This is a genomic window from Stenotrophomonas maltophilia (assembly GCF_004920835.1).
Classification (GTDB): Bacteria; Pseudomonadota; Gammaproteobacteria; order Xanthomonadales; family Xanthomonadaceae; genus Stenotrophomonas; species Stenotrophomonas maltophilia_AQ.
The window spans coordinates 1-16585 of the sequence record NZ_QFHO01000049.1 but is presented as its reverse complement, the minus strand read 5'-3'; the positions used below and the strand labels follow the sequence as shown (position 1 = coordinate 16585).

Below are 16585 nucleotides of genomic sequence, written 5' to 3'. Positions count from 1 at the left end.
AATGATTCTGGCAACGTATCGCTTGCTTTAAAACAATTAATAGTTGCTTGATCAAACGTCTGCAAGATGGACAATCATCCTTCCTGCAGGCGCCTTCACAAGATACCTGCGCATACTTTCAAAGATCTTGGGAAGTGGCCTCAGCGCCGTTCCCGTGTGCTGCGAAGTTTCCTTCGTAGCGAGCCGCCCATTATAGCCGGCTTTTCCGCTTCGTCAACACCTTTTTTCAAGGCCGTCTCACCGGAGTGGACGTTGTTGCCGATGCCGCTTCGTCGTTGGACCCGAGGGTCTTTCGTCGTTGCGAGCCGCCTATTATGCCGGACTTTTCGAGTCCGTCAACACCTTCGTTCGATCAACTCGTTCGTCGGTGGTGGCGTCGCTGTTCGCGTGCCGTTTCCGAAGAAGCGGTGTGCTGCAGCAAGGGAGCGAATTCTAGAGATCCTGCAGATTTCGTCAAGCCTTTTTTTGCAGGGTGATGACAGAACCGCCATGACATCACGCATGACGTACGCTCGAAGATCGCTGCGGTGTTGACCGCGCGTTGCGCGGTCAACACCGCAGGGGCTATCAATGCACGGATGCACAGTAGAGGGACAGCAATGAACATGCAGGTGCGGCGGGTGTGGTGGCGCGATCTTTCGATGCCGGCGATCGTCGCTGGCTTCATTACTGTATTGGTCGGCTTCGCCAGTTCGGCCGTGATCGTGTTCCAGGCTGCACAGGCCGTCGGTGCCGACCAGGCGCAGATCGCCTCATGGATGTGGGCACTGGGGCTGGGCATGGGCGTGACCTGCATCGGCCTGTCGCTGCGCTACCGCGTGCCGGTGGTGACCGCATGGTCGACCCCGGGCGCGGCGATGCTGGTGGTCGGTGCCGGTGGCGCCTCACTGTCTGAAGCGACCGGCGCCTTCCTGCTTGCCGCGGTGCTGGGCATGCTGGCCGGCTTCTCCGGCATCTTCGCCCGCCTGATGCAACGGGTGCCGATGGCGCTGGCCGCCGGCATGCTGGCCGGCGTGCTGCTGCGCTTCGGCCTGGATGTGTTCGTGGCGATGAACACCCAACTGGTGCTGGCGCTGGCGATGTTCGCCACCTGGCTGGCCGGGCGCCGCCTGTTCCCACGCTATGCAGTGATCGCCACCCTGGCGGTAGGTATCGCGGTCGCGGCCAGCCGCGGCCTGCTGCACGCACAACAGGTACAACTGCAACTGGCAGTACCTCAGTGGGTCACGCCGTCACTATCGTGGACGGCGGTGGCAGGCATCGCCCTGCCCCTGTTCGTGGTCACCATGGCTTCGCAGAACATTCCCGGCGTCGCGGTGATGCGCGCATCCGGCTACGAAGCACCGGTGTCGCCACTGATCGGCTGGATCGGTGTGGTCAACACGCTGCTGGCCCCCTTCGGTGCCTATGCGCTCAACCTCGCTGCAATCACCGCCGCGATCTGCATGGGCCGCGATGCGCATGAAGATCCGGCGCGACGCTATACCGCGGCCATGGCAGCGGGCGCCTTCTACATCGCGATCGGACTGTTCGGTGCCACCGTGGCGGCACTGTTCGCCGCGTTCCCGAAGGAACTGGTGGCCTGCGTGGCCGGTATCGCGCTGTTCGGCACCATCGCCAACAGCCTGGCCAGTGCGCTGGCGATAGAGCGGGACCGCGAGGCGGCACTGGTCACCTTCCTGGTCACCGCCTCCGGGGTCAGCCTGGCCGGCATCGGCTCGGCGTTCTGGGGGCTGGTGGCCGGAGCCCTGTGCCTGCTGGTACTGCGGCCACGCCAAGCCGGCTGATCCGGCCTACCCCGCCAACGCAGCGCCGACCGTACTCAGCACCACCGCGATGACGATGGCGATCAGTGTGGCGACCACGCTGGTGCCGCCGCGTGCAGTCAGCTCGCTGCGCAGCCGTGCGTCATCGCCGCCGGCCACGGTACGGGCCTGGGCGATCAGGCGCTGGCAGTGCGCCAGGTACCAGCTGTTGCCAAAGATGCCGGTGGTGATGCTGAGCGCGAAGGTGATGACCAGCGACAGGCCATCAGGCACATCCAGCAAGGTCTCGACCACGCTGATCAGCAGCAGCAGGCCAGCCCACATCGCCGCCAGACGGTACATCCTGCGGTACATCATCCACACCAGGCCGAGCAGGAAGGCCGGCCAGTGCCAGGTGCCAGTGCCCGTGGCGATGCCTTGATCCAGCCGCCAGCGCTGGCGATAGATCGGGAAGTTGCCTCCCACCACACTGGCGTACAGCGCCAATTCGCCTTCCAGCCCAGCCGCCGCTGTCGTATCCGGTGCAGTGGCCGGCGCACGATACGGATCGGAGGGATCGCCGACGCTCGGCGCGATGCCCTCCACGACAGGGGCTGCGTCGATATCCGGGGCCGGAACCACTTCGATGGGCGTTGGAACCTGATCCAGCTCGGCCAATGGACGCCACGACGGCATCCCTTCGCACCACAGCAGCGTGCGTGCCGTTACCGTCCCGTCCTGCTGCAGCTTGCGAAGACCGGCCAGGTCGACCGGCCCACTGCTCTGCCTGCCATTGGCATACCACCACTGTGCTTCCTGCATGTTCTCCATCCTTCCTGCGTACATCATCAAACTGGAACTGCTGCCACCACCTATAGCGGGGCACTGGCCAGGGTCTGCGCCAACCGGTGGCGCTCCCCCGGTGCGAGGGTGATCTGCTCGGGGCCGGCATTGGCCACCTCCAGGCAGACATAATCGTGCCAGCCATCGCCGACGTCCGCCATCTTCGCCGCCGCGTCCGCACCCGGGTTCCATGCCACCAGCGTCTGGCTGCCTTCGCTGCGGATCTCGATCCGCCGCTGCAGTACGGGATCACGCAGCGCGTAATGGCCGCCAGCACCGGTATAGATGCGATCGCTGCGGCCGGGATCACGCGGATCGCGCAATGACCACGGTCCCTGCTGCAGGCGCGCCTGCGCGTAATCCTCGTACTTGTCGAGATACTGCAGTCCATCGAGGCCATCGACCTCGACGCGACCGGCATCGCCAACACGGAAATAGCTGTGCAGGGCCTGGGTGAAAGTGACCGGGGCGCTGCCGATGTTCTCACTGGTCAACTGCTGATGCAGCTGGTGGCCGATACGCAGCTGCATCTGCAGACGCAGGCCGAGGTCTGCAGGCAATGGCGGCGCCAGCTGCAGCTCCAGCTCTCCCGTGTCGTTCTGGCACACCTGCTGCAGTTCCCAGCGCACGGTACGCACCAACCCGTGTGCGGGAACATCAGTGTCCTGGCCCTGGCGTCCGAACCACGGCCAGCACACCGGCACACCTCCGCGGATCGGCGTGGGCAGTTCGGCGCGCGTGGGCGACAGCCACAACAGGTCGTGCTGCCCTTCCGGAATGAACGACAGCAGCTGTCCACCGAACACGCTGATGACCGCCGTGGCATTGGCGGTTCGCACCTGCCAGGCCTCCAGCCCGTGATACAGGCCGCTGCTGATGTCCGGATTCGACTGCATGCGATGACGCTCCTTGAAGACCGCGGCGATGATGTCGCGGTCAGCGTGCCTGGGGCAAGGCCTTCTGCACGCCGGGCGCTGCCGCTGCGGCCTCTTCCTGCAGCGTGCGCAGGATGCGCTGCCCAGCACGCCCATCGGCATTGGTCCAGCCGAGGCGCTGCTGCTCGGACTGGATCGCGCGACGCGTGGCCGTACCGATCATGCCATCGGCGCTGCCGATATCGTGGCCGCGGGCCAGCAGCAGGGTCTGCAGTTGGCGGCGCTCATCGCGGCCCAGGCCCGGGTCGTCGGTCGGCCAGGCGGTGGCCAACCCGTTGCCGCCACGCAATTGGTCAGCCAGCGTCGCGATCGCCAGCGCATAGCTTTCGGCGGCGTTGTAGCTGTAGATCGCGTCGTAGTTGCGGAACACCAGCAATGCCGGGCCCTTGTTGCCGGCCGGCAGCAGCAGGGCGGCGCGCGCGTCGGCCGGGAGGTTGGCCGGTGCCAGCGCGCTGCCATCCAGCGCGGTCACGCCCTGCGCGCGCCAGTCGGCCAGCGCGCGGCGTTGGGTACGACCGGCCTGGCTGGCGTTGAAGCCGGCCGGGATACGGACCTCCATGCCCCATGGCTCGCCACTGCGCCAGCCGGCACGCTTGAGGTAGTTGGCGGTGGACGCCAGCGCGTCGGGAATGCTGCCGACCAGATCACGACGACCGTCGCCGTCACCGTCGACCGCGATGCGTGCATAGGTGCTGGGCATGAACTGGGTATGGCCGAACGCGCCGGCCCAGGAACCAGTCAGCCCCTGCGCCTGCAGGTCACCCCGGTCGATCAGCTTGAGCAGGGCCAGCAGTTCGCCACGGAAGAAGGCCTGGCGACGGCCGGCGCAGGACAGCGTGGCCAGGGACTGCAGCAGCGGGCGCTTGCCGAACACGCGGCCATAGTCGCTCTCCACGCCCCATACGGCGACGATGGTGGTCGGATCGACGCCGTACTGTGCGGACACGCGATCGAGCAGGTCACGATGCTGCTGCAGCATCGCGCGCCCATCATCAACGCGCTGGCGATCGACCAGGGCTGCCAGGTAATCCCAGATCGGCGTGGTGAATTCCGGCTGCGCATCGAGCAGGCCGAGCACGCTGGGGTCCGGGGTGAGGCCGGCGGTGATTTCGTTGAAGCGGTCGGCACTGATGCCCTGGCTGGCGGCCGCGGCCTGCAGGCCCGCCAGGCAGCGGCTGAAGGCCGGATCGGGGTCGGGATCGGGTGCCGTCGACTGCGCCGGCGTCGAGGCGAGGGCGGCGGCCAGGCCGAGCGTGATCAGAATGGGCATGGCGTCCTCCGTGTTGCCGGTGCAGGGCCATCTTAGGGCCAGCGGTGCAGCCGAACCTGAAGCGGCACCGGCGGGTGATCGGTCCTACAGAGCGCGCAGCAGGCGCAGGCCATAGGCCGGGGCGTCGGCATCCCAGCGCTGCACCACCTGCAGCCCGGCCTGCTGCAGCAGCTGTTCAAAGCTGTCGTCGGTGTACTTGTGGCTGTACTCCACGCGGATCGGTTCATCGGCGGCAAAGTGGAAAGTGCGGCCGCCCAGATGCACATTCTGCGCCCAGCGGCTGACCAGATCAGTCTCGATGCGCAGCCGCGCGGTGCTGTAGCAGGCGCGGTGGCGGAAGCCGTCGAGGTCGAAGTCGCTGCCGATCTCGCGGTTGAGCCGGGCCAGCAGGTTGAGAGTGAACGCGGCGGTGACACCCTGCGCATCGTTGTAGGCCGCTTCGATCAGCGCCGGGTCCTTGTGCAGGTCGATGCCGACCAGGGCCAGCCCGTCACGGCCCATGGTCTGGCGCATCGCGCGCAGCAGTGCGACCGCGTCTTCGCCTTCAAAGTTGCCCAGTGTGGAACCGGGGAAGAACAACAGGCGTCGCGCGGGTTCGCGCTCGGGCATGGGCACGGTCACAGGGCTGGTGAAGTCGGCACAGACCGGCAGCATCTCGACCTGGGGCAGCGCCGGGGCCAGATGGTCGATGCTGGACAGCAGTGCGGCGCGTGAGATTTCGATCGGTGTGTAGGCCACCGGGTCGTGCAGGGCGGCCAGCAGCAGCGCGGTCTTGCGGCCGCTGCCGCTGCCCAGTTCCACCACGTGCAGGCGCGCGCCGACGCTGCGGGCAATGTCCGGCAGCACGCGCTTCAGCAAGGCCAGCTCGGTGCGCGTGGGGTAGTACTCGGGGGTCTGGGTGATCTGCTCGAACAGGCGCGAGCCACGTGCGTCGTAGAAGTACTTGGACGGCAGCTGCCGCGGCGAACGTGAGAGCCCGGTCACCGCGTCGGCCAGGATCTGTTGGCGGCCGGGAGTGAGATCGGTCAGCGCCTGCAGCGCGTCATGCACGGTGCTCATGTAAGGTCCCTGGCCAGGCGCAGCCCAGAGAACTGCCAGCGCGCCGGTGGCATGAAGAAGTTGCGGTAGCTGGCGCGCACATGTCCGCGCGGCGTGGCGCAGCTCCCGCCGCGCAGCACCCACTGCCCGCACATGAACTTGCCGTTGTACTCACCCAGGTTTCCAGCAAATGGGCGGAAGCCGGGGTAGGCGCCATAGGCCGATTGGGTCCATTCCCATACATCGCCGAACAGCTGCCGCAGTCCACTGCCCTGCCCCGCCTGCGGGTGCAGGTGGTCATCCTCTGCGAAGTGGCCGCTGACCGGTTGCGACGTCGCAGCCGCTTCCCATTCGAACTCGCTGGGCAGGCGCGCGCCGGCCCAGCGGGCGCAGGCATCAGCCTCGTAGTAGCTGAGGTGGCAGACCGGCGCGTGCGGATCCAGCTCACGCCAACCGCCGAGGGTGTATTCGCGCTGCAGAGCGTCATCCCAGTACAGCGGGTGCTGCCAGCCCTCGGCTTCGCGCAGCGCCCAGCCTTCGCTGAGCCACCAGCGCGGCTCCCGGTAACCACCGGCCTCGATGAAGGCGAGGTATTCGGCATTGCTGAGCGGGCGCTCGGCCAGGGCGTGGGCGGGCAGCAGCACGCGGTGCGCTGGCGATTCGTTGTCGTACGCGAACGCGGCCTGCTGCGGCCAGGCTGCGGCGCCGACGGTGACGATGCGCTCGGGTGACTCGATCCAACCCTGAGCGCTGGCGCTGCTTGCGGTGGGTTGCAGGTCTTCGCGATACGGCGGCTGCAGCGGATTGCACCAGAACGCATGCTTGATGTCGGTGAGCAGCAGCTCCTGATGCTGCTGCTCATGCTGCAGTCCCAGCTGCAGGTGCTGCAGCGCCTGCTCATCAAGGTCGCCTGCCGTCAGGCGTGCCTGTACCTGCGCATCGACCTGCTGCCGGTAGTCGCGCACCTGCTGCAGCGAGGGTCGCGACAGCAGCCCACGCTGCGGCCGCGCATGCGCCGGGCCGATGCTCTTGTAGTAGCTGTTGAACAGATAGTCCCAGGCCGGGTCATGCGCCGGTGTGGTGCCGAGTCCCGCCAGCACGAAGCGCTCGAAGAACCAGGTGGTATGGGCCAGATGCCACTTGCTCGGGCTGGCGTCGGCCATGCTCTGCAGCATGGCGTCCTCGGCACTGAGCGGTGCGGCCAGCTGCAGGCTGCGCGCCCGGATGCGGGCGAACTGGTGGGCGAGATCGTGCTGCGGGGCAGCGACGGCGGCGGGTACGCTGTCCATGCGCGCAGCATCGGCGCAGAACGGTGAGTGCGATGTCATGGTTCGGCGTCACTTTGTTCACATGGGTAAGCCACCCGCATTCAAGATGCAGGCACGAACGCCGCTAACGGCAATGCTGCGGCCGCGTCGTCACCGCGCTGGAATTCCTGCTTGCCCCTGCATCCGCTCCGCCAGCCTGCGCATTACCTGTTCGTGCTGCCCGCCATGCTGGTCGCCGTGGTGCTGTGCACCGCATTGGGTGCTGAAGACGTGGCCAGTCCCGCCCCGCGCATCCTGCCCTGGCTGCTGGCCTGCCTCGGCGCGGGGCTGGCCCTGCTCTACCATCAGATGCGCGCGCTGTGCCTGCTACTGCTGGTGGCGGTGGTGTTTGCGCTACTGCACCACGATGTCGCTGGCTACCTGCGCAGTGGCCATGTCACCGCACTGACGCCGCTTCGCTTCCACGCCATCTCAACCTGGTTGCCGCTGTTGTTCGCCGGACTGGCGTTGTGGCCGGAGCGCGGGCGCCGACGCCACGACCTGTTGCTGCGTGGTATTGCCAGTGGCACCGCGCTTCTGATCTTCCTCCTGCTGGCGGCACAACAACCGCGTGGCATGCACGACCTGCTGTCGAACCGCCATTGGAGCTGGATTCCGGCTGACTGGAACGCGCTGGCACAACTGCCGGCGCTGCTGTTCCTGCTGGCCACCGCTGCGCTGGGCTGGCAGGCCTGGCGGCACCCGCGCCCGCTGCATACGTCGATGCTGCTTGCGATGCTGTGCCTGTGGTGGATGCTGCCGCGGGTGTTCCTGCAGCCGGTGCTGCTGCCGGCGCTGAGCTGCGCCGCCCTGCTGCTGGTGCTGGGTGCGATGCTGCAGGAATCCTTCCACATGGCGTTCCGCGACGAACTGACCGGCCTGCCGGGGCGCCGCGTGTTCAACGAAACCCTGCAACGGGCACGCGGCACCTACAGCATCGCGATGGTGGACGTAGACCACTTCAAATCGTTCAACGATACCCATGGCCACGACACCGGCGACGACGTGCTGCGCCTGGTAGCCTCGCGGCTGGCGCGGGTGGGTGACGGCGGCCGCGCGTTCCGCTATGGCGGCGAGGAGTTCGCGGTGGTGTTCCTGGACCGCCCTGCGGCGGCCTGCATGGATGCCGTGGAGGCGCTGCGGCAGAGCATCGAGGACACCCGCATGCAGCTGCGCGACCGCAGCACCCGCAGCCGCGATGACGAAGCCGGCCGCCAGCAGCGCGGACGCGGTGGCAGCGGCCAGGTCGTGCAGGTGACGGTGAGCATCGGCCTGGCCGATAGTCGTGTGGACCGGCGACCGATGGCGGTGGTCAAGGCCGCCGACCAGGCGCTGTACGCGGCCAAGGACGGGGGCCGCAACCAGGTGCACGCGCAGGCCGGCCAGCGCGTGCTGGCCATGCGTGGCGGCTGAGGCTCAGACCGCGTCGAGGTAGTACCAGCGGCCGTCGATGCGCAGGAAGCGGCTGTGTTCGGTCATCTTCACCGCGCTGCCGCCGCCGATGCGGTAGCGCGCGGTGAAGCGGACGTCGGCGCTGTCGGCACCGGTAACGGTGTGCTCGTGCACGGTCAGGCCCAGCCAATGCGTGCGCTGGCCCGGCGCATCGTCCAGCGCCAGCTCGGCCGGACGCGTGTCCGGGTGCCAGGTCTGGCGCAGGTAGTCGGCCAGACCCCGCACGTAGGCGCTGTAACGCGAACGCATCAGGCGCTCGGCATCGGGCGCGGCCTCGCCGGCGTGAAAACGGCCACAGCAGGCGGTGTAGTCGGCGGCCAGGCCGCAGGGACAGGGATCGGCGGGTTTTCGGCTCATGCCGGCATTGTCGCCGGGTTGCATGGATTGATCCACGCGCGGCACGGGTCAGCTGATGCAGGACAGGCGTATGCTGTCGCGCCCCCCACCTTGATTGATCGCCGTGCTGGAACTGGTTCCCCCTGAGTTGTGGTGGCTGGTGGTGATCGCCTTCATCGCCGGCCTTGTGGATGCCGCCGTCGGTGGCGGTGGCCTGGTGCAGCTGCCCGGCCTGTTCACGGTGCTGCCGCAGCAGACGCCGGCGATGCTGTTCGGTACCAACAAGTTCAGCTCGATGTTCGGCACGGGTGCAGCGGCCTGGCGCTATGCACGCAATGTGCGCTTCCCGTGGAAGCCGGTGCTGTTCGCGGCTGGCACGGCCTTCATCTTCTCCTTCGCCGGGGCCACCGCGGTTAGCCTGCTGCCCAAGGATGCGGTGCGCCCGCTGGTACTGGTGCTGCTGATCGCGATGCTGGCTTACACGCTATGGAAGAAGGATTTCGGTGCACTGCACCGGCCGCAGGAGATCGGCCGCCGCGAGCTGGCCATCGCACTGGCCATTGGTGCGGCGATCGGCTTCTACGATGGCTTTTTCGGGCCGGGTACGGGCAGCTTCCTGATCTTCCTGTTCGTGCGCTTCTTCGGCCTGGATTTCCTGCGCGCATCGGCCGCGTCGAAGGTGGTGAACCTGGCGACCAATGTGGCGGCGATCTCGTTCTTCGTGCCGACCGGCAACATCCTGTGGCTGTTCGCGCTGCCGATGGCGGCGGCCAACATCATTGGATCGGTGGTGGGCACGCGGTTGGCGCTGAAGGGTGGTACGCCGTTCATCCGCAAGCTGTTCGTGGGGCTGGTGGTGGTGCTGATCGCGCGGATGGCGTGGGATACGTTGCGCGGAGCGTGAATGCGGTTGCCGGCCAGCGGCCGGCACTACCGGGCCATGAACCCCGCCATGGGTAGTGCCGGCCGCTGGCCGGCATTCCCATTCAATCGGCCAGGTCAGGCCTCCGCTTCTTCCGGTTCGTTGGCCTGCTGGCGGCTGCGCTCGGGCAGCTTCAGGCGCTTGCCCTCTTCGTCGTACTCGATCAGCAGCACGCCGGAATCGTGGCGGCCGCTGATTTCGACGAAGCAGGCGCCTCCGATGAACGGTTCCAGCGTCATCACCGACTTCAACGGGGTGGCCACCACCATCTGGAAGCCGAAGTTGTCGAAGATGTTCATCGCCAGTGCGGTGAACTCGTTGTCGGCCTTGTCGAAGGCTTCGTCGAGCACGACCGCGGCATAGCTGGGCAGCTGGCTGTCGGCGCCGCCGAGCTGGTAGCGCAGGGCAGCCGCCAGGCAGGTGGTGGCCAGCTTCTGGCGCTGGCCACCGGACTTGCCGGCACCGCTGCGGTAGATCTCGACCTGCTGGCGCGTCTCCGCATCCAGCTCGACGCCGATGAACTCCACGTGCATGCGCACGTCCAGCACCAGCTCGCGCCAGCGCTTGTCTTCGCCTTCCTGTGAACCCAGGCGGTTGACCAGCTGGCGCAGCACGGTGAACTGCGATTCGGCCAGCTCGCGCTGCTCGGTCTGCTGCTGCGACAACACTTCGCGCAGCTGCAGATGGAACTCGCCGACTTCCGGCAGGCGGCGGTCGCTCAGTTCGATGGTCAGCAGCGTGCCGCGGTTGAACGGCACCTGTTCCAGGCTGGCATTCACTTCGTCCAGGCGCTGGCCGATCGACTTGCGGGCCTCGGCGCTGTGGCGCTGCAGGGCCAGCAGGTTGTTCTTGCTCTGGTTCTGCAGCAGGTCGAAGAAACGCTCTTCGTGCTGCGGCAGGCCATCGCGCTCCAGGCGTTCGAGGCGTGCAAGGAAGTCCTCGGCCGAGGCCACCGACACGGTGAAGTCGCCCGATTCCTCCGGCCACTGCTGGATGAAGCGGCGGAAGCAACCGATCAGCTGGTTCTCGATGCGGTTGAGGTCCTGCTGCGAGGACGACAGCTGCTCGTTCAGCGCGTTGCTGACCTGGCGCATGTGCGCTTCCAGCGTTTCCAGGCTGAGCGGGCCCTGCTCCTGCAGGCGCTCGGCAAGTCCAGCCTCGTGCTCCTGGGCCAGGCTCGGCAGCACCAGTGCACGGCTCTGCTGGCGTGCACGGTCCAGGCGATCACGTTCCTTGACCAGCTGCCCACGTTCGACGCGGACGTCTTCATAGGTACGGCGCGCCTGCTCGATGTCGGCACGCACCGCGTCGATCTGCTTGGCCAGCTTGGCGAGATCGGCGTTGCCTTCGCGCAGATCGCGCAGGGTGGCCTCGATATCGCTCAGACGCTGCTGTGGGGCGGCGATATCGATCTCGTTCCAGCTGATGCTGACCAGCTCGTGGCAGGCTAGGCGACGTTCATTGTCGCGGTCACGCTGGCCGCGCAGGCGCGCTATGTCGGTCTCGCAGCTGGCGATGCGCTTGGCCAGTTCCTGTGCTTCGCGCTCGAAGGCGCCCACCTTGTCGTGGTTGTTGAAGCCGAGGATCCAGCGACGGCGGTCGCCCACGGCACTGCGGTCGTCCTTCTCGAAGCGGTCGCCCGGATGCTTGACCTGGCCTTCGCGGGTGATGCCGCGGTCGACATTGCGCAGCTGCTTGGCATCGACGCATTCGTAGTCGAAGCGCTTGCCGAGCTCGCGGCGCAGCCAGCTTTCGAACACGTGCTCGCGCAGTTCCAGCTTGTGCAGCAGCGACTTCGCCGACGGCTCACGCGCGAACGCATCGTCATTGCGGCGCACACGGTAATAGGTGAAACGCATGCCCAGGTGGGTACGGTTCACCCACTCGGCGACGTCGTTGTAATGCTTGTCATCGACCAGCAGTGACAGCGCGAAACCGCCCAGCACGCGCTCGATGGCGCCCTGCCAGCCCTGCTCTTCCGAGCGGACCTGGATCAGCTCGCCGACGAACGGCAGCGCCGCTTCAGCGATGCCGGTTTCCTCGGCCAGGCGCGCGCGCAGCTTCTGCATCGGCGCCGGGATGTTGGAGGGCGTGCGCTGCATCGCTTCGAGTTCGCTGCGCACTTCACCGAAGCGGCGCTCGTCATCGCGCTTGCCGCCGAGGCGATCGCTGATCGCATCGTCCAGTGCTGCCGAGGCACGCTGGCGGTCCTGCAGTTCATTCTGCGCACGCTCGACCAGCTCGGCGAAGCCATGGGCATCGTCGGGCAGTTCGGCCTGCAGCTGCTGTGCGGCTTCCTGGGCCTGGTCACGCTTGGCCTTGCGGCGGTCGCGCTCGGCTTCGGCGCGGCCCTGTTCGCGTTCCAGTTCCTCGATGCGCTCACCGCCCTGCTGGCGGCGCTGCAGTTCCAGTTCGGCCAGACGCTCGGTGTGGTTGTCCAGCGCGGCACGGCGCTGGGCTTCTTCGCCGAGCAGGCCACGGTCACGCACATCCATCTCGCGCAGGCGCGCTTCGATCAGCGCCTGGCGGCGGCTTTCGCGGAAGCTGTCGACGCCGAGCTTCAGTGCTTCGTCGTCGCCGCGCTGGCGGTGCATTTCCTTCAGGTCGTTGTAGTAGGCGCGTGCCGGCAGCAGGGTTTCCACCTGGCGACGGGCGGTGACCACGGCCTGATGTGCGCCATCGAGTTCGGCGAAGTCGCTGACCAGGCGCTCGGCGGCGTCGAAGGTCTTCGGCGTGTCGAGCATGAAGTCGCGCAGGAAGACGTTGAGGTCGCCCAGGTTCTTCGCCGACTGCGTCTTGTGCAGCAGGCGCAGCGCCATCTCGTTGTCGATGCCGAGCAGGTCGCGGAAGCGTTCGGCGTAGCCGGAGAAGGTGTCGAAGTGATGCAGGTCGGACAGCTTCTGCTTGAGCTTGCGCAGGTCCAGGTCGAAGCCGCCGAGATCCTTGGCGATGTCGAACGGGCGCTCGGCGATCATGTAGTGCTTGCGCACGTCACCGGCCGAGGTGCCGTTGCCGGAGATCCACAGCAGGCGCACCAGGCTGACCACGCGGCCGTCGCCGGCGCGGTATTCCAGCACCAGTGCGGTCCAGGTCGCGCCCTTGCGCAGGTACTGGGTGGCGATTTCACCGGTCCCGCTGTCCTGCTGGTCGGCCCAGGCGCCACGCACATAGGACACCAGGTTGCGGTCGCGGCCACTGCGCTCGGCTTCACGCGCGGCGGCGTTGAAGTCGACGATGGCCGGCGGCGTCAGCAGCGCGGACATGGCATCGAGCAGGGTCGACTTGCCCGAGCCGGAACGGCCGACGAACAGGAAGCCGCGCTCGGCGATCGGCACTTCGGTCAGGCCATTGAAGGTGCCCCAGTTGTGCACCTGCAGGCGGCGCATGCGGAACTGCTGCAGGCGCGGGTCCGGCAGGCCTTCGTTGAACAGGGCGGGAGTGTGCTTGGAGATAGCCATGCGATGGTCGGGTCTCTCAGGCCTCGGCGGCCGGGGTTTCGCGCAGCTGGCGGTATACCGCCGAAAGCTGGGACACGTCTTCGGCGGAGAACAACAGCTTCAGCGCCGGCGAGACTTCGTGGCGGTCTTCCTGGCCGCTGAGGCGGGTCAGGATGTGGTTGTCCTTCATCTTCTGCACCGCCGAGGCGACACGGCGGTTGAAGCCGGCGCGGTCGGTGGACAGGTTTTTCTCGTAGATGGCCAGTGCTTCGGCCATCTCGGCGTCTGCAACCACCGCGCGATTGCCGCGCGCATCGGCCTCGGCCAGCTGCTGGCGCAGGTACAGCAGCAGCACCGAATCGATGAAGGTCAGCGGCGAGGTGCGCAGCAGCACCGGCGCATCAACGTCTTCGGTATCGGCCTGGCGGGTGAAGGCCACACCGCTGTCACGGTCGAGCACCAGTTCCAGGAACAGGTCGGCCAGCGACGAGCGGATGGCGGCTTCGCTGCGGATCAGCGCCGGCCACAGTTTGGCGTGACGCAGCTGGTCGATGCTGGGGCCGATCAGCAGCTGGCACAGCGCGCGGCGCGCATCCAGCGGCAGGCGCCCGGTATCGCCGAGGTAGTACACGTCGTTGCCACGGCGGGGCTGCGCCACGGTCGCCACCGGTTCGGCTTCGTAGGCGTCTTCCGCCACGTCGGCCTGCGCTGCGTCGATGGGATCTTCATGCCAGCTCATGGCGTCTCTCCTGGGTGAACCAAACCAGCGGGATGCGGGCGCGACGGATCTGGCCGTCGCCACCACGCCATTCGGCAAGCTCCTGCTCGCCGGCGATCACGTTGCCGAAGCGCGTGCCCAGCGACAGGTAGCCGATGACGCTGCCCAGGCCCTGCGGCGCTTCACGCTGCGACAGCGCCTGGGCAATGCTGAGCCGCGGCTGTGCATCGAGCAGGTCGTGCAGGTCGCGGCGCAGGGTGCGGAAGTCGATTTCGGACGAGGCGACCAGGTCGCCGACGCTTTCCAGGCTGATCGCGGCCGCGTCGTTGTATTCGACGTTGCCATCGACCTGGGCACTGCGCGGATCATGCAGCTTCCACTGCGACCACGAACGCAGGCGGCTGGTGGTCAGCTGCAGGTCGCGGCCGATGCCACGCTGTGCGGGGAACTCGTCGCGCAGCGCCAGCGCTTCAGACTGCGCCTGTTTCAGCAACTGGTTGAGGCGGCGCTGTTCCAGGTAGCCACGGCTCTGCACGAAGCCGCGCAGGCTGCGCGCGAAGTTCTGCAGCACGTCGTGCACCTGGCCACCGCGTTCAAGCATGGTGCTGGTGAAGCCACGCAGGAAGTTGCGTTCGTTGCGGTCCAGGCGACGGGCAAAGCCACGCGCCAGCACCGCTTCCAGCGCGGCATCGAGCTGAGCGCTCTGTTCGGCGTCATTGAGCAGGCGCCAGAAGGCCTGGAAGCTGCGTCCTGCATCGCTCTCGCCGATCACATCCACGCCTTCGAACAGCTGCGACAGCACATCGCCGCGCTCGCCCTCATCGTCAATGATGCGTTCGCGGAAATCGCGGTTGAGCTGCTCGAAGTCGTCGCGTACGCGGCGGAAGTCCTCGGTCAGTTCGTCGGCGAGGCCGATGATCTGGCGCGCACGTTCCAGCGCGCGCTTGCCGTCCAGCGCGATCACACGACCGGCACCGACACGGGCGATCTCGGCGTCGATGCGGTCACGCTCGTCGCGCAGCGCCGACAGGCGCGCGTCCGGATCGGACTCGGTCTGTGCGGCCAGCTGCGAGAGCTGTTCGATGACCAGCGCCAGGCGGCTTTCGGTGGCGGCCACGCGGGCCTGCTCGAGGCCGTCGGCGAAGCGGATGGCCTGCAGCGCCGCGGTTGACAGTTCGTACTGCTCCTGGTCGGCGCCCTCGGGCAGGCGGCGTTCCAGCCAACCCTGGGCCAGCCAGTGCGCGATGTAGGCCTGCGCGGTGCGCGGCAGGTCGCGCGACAGTTCGTCGCCGTTGAGCTGGTCCAGCGCACGTTGCAGGCGCTCGTTGAGTACCGACGACGACAGCGTGCGCTCGCCGTCCATCAGCAGCCCTTGCAGCAGGCCGATGATTTCCGGAGCGTGGTCGGCGGCGAGCAGCTTCCACTGGGGCTGTTCGCGCAGATGGCGGTAACGGGAGATGCGTTCGCGGTGCTTCATGCAGCGAAAGGAGTCATGAGGGCTGGCGGGGACGAGCAGCCACGCACGGCTGCCGTGCAGGCAGCCGTGGGCATGCCGGCCACGCGGGGCCAGCGGGGTGCGGGCAAGCGGCTCAGCGCTTGCCGCCCACTTCGATGAAACGCAGGAACTCGGCGCGGGTACGCGCGTCGTCGCGGAAGCTGCCCAGCATCTTCGAGGTGACCATGCTGACGCCGCGCTTGTGGATGCCGCGGGTGGTCATGCATTCGTGGGCGCCTTCGACGACCACGCCGACACCGATCGGCTGCAGCACATCCTGGATGCACTGGGCGATCTGCGCGGTCATCTTCTCCTGCACCTGGAAACGGCGGGCGTAGGCTTCGACGACGCGGGCCAGCTTGCTGATGCCCACCACCTTGCCGGCCGGCAGGTAGCCGACGTGCACGCGGCCGATGATCGGCGCCATGTGGTGTTCGCAGTGGCTTTCGTACTCGATGTCGCGCAGGACGATCAGTTCGTCATAGCCGGCCACTTCCTCGAAGGTCCGCTCCATGTAGGCGCGCGGGTCGTCGCGGTAACCGCTGAACCAGTCGCCATAGGCTTCGGCAACACGGCGGGGGGTATCCAGCAGGCCTTCACGGGACGGGTCCTCACCGGCCCAGCGCAGCAGGGTGCGCACGGCATCCTCGGCCTGGTCCTGGGTCACGTCGCCCTGCGGGGCGGCCTTTTCGTTGTTCTTGCTCATTGCGTACAGCGTCCCGATCGGGGGGCGAGCATCGTACCCGACCGGGGGGTGGGTCGTCCTGTTGGGACGGTTCATCGGGGGGTACTTCCGGCGCGTGCTTGCTATCGGTCTGGAGTGGGAGAGGGGGCTGCGCAGGACACGCCGTAAACCCGTCCATGGGGGCTCGATGGCGCCATCCATGGCGCCAACGGTCCTGCGCAGCCCCCCCTCCCCCTCCTTGACGGTTTCCTGCGGGCGCGGCCGGACCGCCCGAAAGCGGGGTCAAAAGCTGGGGTTCATGGCTTCGGAAACGGCTCGCGCCACTGCCCTGGTGGGTGCGGACCTTGGTCCGCACTGCTTCTGCCCTTGCCTTTAAAGAGCCAACCCTCCGCGCTCGCGGGA

13 protein-coding genes are annotated in these 16585 nt (G+C 67.2%); 3 read left to right on the top strand and 10 right to left on the bottom strand.

The features are described from left to right. The first annotated feature begins 599 nt into the window (after positions 1 to 599). The gene (locus DI041_RS20615; protein ID WP_046985155.1) at positions 600 to 1787 is read left to right on the top strand and encodes a benzoate/H(+) symporter BenE family transporter; all 1188 of its coding nucleotides are present in this window, start codon (positions 600 to 602) and stop codon (positions 1785 to 1787) included. A gap of 6 nt (positions 1788 to 1793) precedes the next feature. Here DI041_RS20615 and DI041_RS20610 read toward each other — a convergent pair whose 3' ends face one another. The 5 genes from DI041_RS20610 to egtB all read right to left on the bottom strand — a co-directional run bounded on the left by DI041_RS20610 (position 1794) and on the right by egtB (position 7120). After that, entirely contained in the window at positions 1794 to 2567 is a 774-nt protein-coding gene (locus tag DI041_RS20610) for a DUF2628 domain-containing protein (protein WP_046985164.1), read from the bottom strand. Positions 2568 to 2617: 50 nt separating this feature from the next. Beyond that, positions 2618 to 3484 carry a D-hexose-6-phosphate mutarotase gene (locus DI041_RS20605; protein WP_046985156.1) on the bottom strand — a complete coding sequence of 289 codons (867 nt, stop codon included), beginning with the start codon at positions 3482 to 3484 and terminating at the stop codon, positions 2618 to 2620. A gap of 40 nt (positions 3485 to 3524) precedes the next feature. After that, entirely contained in the window at positions 3525 to 4793 is a 1269-nt protein-coding gene (locus tag DI041_RS20600; RefSeq protein WP_136639982.1) for a lytic murein transglycosylase, read from the bottom strand. Positions 4794 to 4877: 84 nt separating this feature from the next. Beyond that, positions 4878 to 5852 carry an L-histidine N(alpha)-methyltransferase gene (gene egtD, locus DI041_RS20595; protein WP_046985158.1) on the bottom strand — a complete coding sequence of 325 codons (975 nt, stop codon included), beginning with the start codon at positions 5850 to 5852 and terminating at the stop codon, positions 4878 to 4880. Next, on the bottom strand, positions 5849 to 7120 hold the full coding sequence (egtB, locus tag DI041_RS20590; protein ID WP_136639983.1) for an ergothioneine biosynthesis protein EgtB: 1272 nt from the start codon (positions 7118 to 7120) through the stop codon (positions 5849 to 5851). Before egtB ends, egtD begins: the two co-directional genes overlap by 4 nt. A 150-nt stretch (positions 7121 to 7270) precedes the next feature. On the opposite strand from egtB, the gene DI041_RS20585 reads away from it, so the two are divergent. Further along, on the top strand, positions 7271 to 8551 hold the full coding sequence (locus DI041_RS20585; RefSeq protein WP_136639981.1) for a GGDEF domain-containing protein: 1281 nt from the start codon (positions 7271 to 7273) through the stop codon (positions 8549 to 8551). A 3-nt stretch (positions 8552 to 8554) separates the two neighbouring features. On the opposite strand, the gene DI041_RS20580 is transcribed toward DI041_RS20585, so the two are convergent. Beyond that, positions 8555 to 8947: a YchJ family protein gene (locus DI041_RS20580; protein WP_136639980.1), complete on the bottom strand. Its 393-nt coding sequence runs from the start codon at positions 8945 to 8947 to the stop codon at positions 8555 to 8557. Positions 8948 to 9050: 103 nt separating this feature from the next. Here DI041_RS20580 and DI041_RS20575 point away from each other — a divergent pair, with 103 nt between their 5' ends. After that, a complete protein-coding gene (locus tag DI041_RS20575; RefSeq protein WP_012512533.1) occupies positions 9051 to 9830 on the top strand; it encodes a sulfite exporter TauE/SafE family protein in 780 nt (259 codons plus the stop codon). Positions 9831 to 9925: 95 nt separating this feature from the next. Here DI041_RS20575 and DI041_RS20570 read toward each other — a convergent pair whose 3' ends face one another. The 4 genes from DI041_RS20570 to folE all read right to left on the bottom strand — a co-directional run bounded on the left by DI041_RS20570 (position 9926) and on the right by folE (position 16204). After that, positions 9926 to 13306 (bottom strand): ATP-binding protein, encoded by a 3381-nt coding sequence (locus DI041_RS20570; protein WP_046985161.1) that lies wholly within the window; start codon positions 13304 to 13306, stop codon positions 9926 to 9928. A gap of 16 nt (positions 13307 to 13322) precedes the next feature. Next, a complete protein-coding gene (locus tag DI041_RS20565; protein WP_046985162.1) occupies positions 13323 to 14024 on the bottom strand; it encodes a DUF4194 domain-containing protein in 702 nt (233 codons plus the stop codon). Beyond that, on the bottom strand, positions 14011 to 15480 hold the full coding sequence (locus tag DI041_RS20560; protein ID WP_046985163.1) for a DUF3375 domain-containing protein: 1470 nt from the start codon (positions 15478 to 15480) through the stop codon (positions 14011 to 14013). The genes DI041_RS20565 and DI041_RS20560 overlap by 14 nt, the downstream gene beginning before the upstream one ends. Positions 15481 to 15592: 112 nt before the next feature. After that, positions 15593 to 16204, bottom strand: coding sequence for a GTP cyclohydrolase I FolE (folE, locus tag DI041_RS20555; RefSeq protein ID WP_004141296.1), 612 nt, complete (start codon positions 16202 to 16204; stop codon positions 15593 to 15595). Between the last annotated feature and the right edge of the window lie 381 nt (positions 16205 to 16585).

Excerpts from the sequence above, each read along its gene's own strand:
- folE (WP_004141296.1), bottom strand. The coding sequence starts at position 16,204 with ATGAGCAAGAACAACGAAAAGGCCGCCCCGCAGGGCGACGTGACCCAG.
- DI041_RS20610 (WP_046985164.1), bottom strand. The coding sequence starts at position 2,567 with ATGCAGGAAGCACAGTGGTGGTATGCCAATGGCAGGCAGAGCAGTGGG.
- DI041_RS20600 (WP_136639982.1), bottom strand. The coding sequence starts at position 4,793 with ATGCCCATTCTGATCACGCTCGGCCTGGCCGCCGCCCTCGCCTCGACG.
- egtB (WP_136639983.1), bottom strand. The coding sequence starts at position 7,120 with ATGGACAGCGTACCCGCCGCCGTCGCTGCCCCGCAGCACGATCTCGCC.
- DI041_RS20615 (WP_046985155.1), top strand. The coding sequence starts at position 600 with ATGAACATGCAGGTGCGGCGGGTGTGGTGGCGCGATCTTTCGATGCCG.
- DI041_RS20605 (WP_046985156.1), bottom strand. The coding sequence starts at position 3,484 with ATGCAGTCGAATCCGGACATCAGCAGCGGCCTGTATCACGGGCTGGAG.
- DI041_RS20570 (WP_046985161.1), bottom strand. The coding sequence starts at position 13,306 with ATGGCTATCTCCAAGCACACTCCCGCCCTGTTCAACGAAGGCCTGCCG.
- DI041_RS20560 (WP_046985163.1), bottom strand. The coding sequence starts at position 15,480 with ATGAAGCACCGCGAACGCATCTCCCGTTACCGCCATCTGCGCGAACAG.
- DI041_RS20565 (WP_046985162.1), bottom strand. The coding sequence starts at position 14,024 with ATGAGCTGGCATGAAGATCCCATCGACGCAGCGCAGGCCGACGTGGCG.
- egtD (WP_046985158.1), bottom strand. The coding sequence starts at position 5,852 with ATGAGCACCGTGCATGACGCGCTGCAGGCGCTGACCGATCTCACTCCC.
- DI041_RS20580 (WP_136639980.1), bottom strand. The coding sequence starts at position 8,947 with ATGAGCCGAAAACCCGCCGATCCCTGTCCCTGCGGCCTGGCCGCCGAC.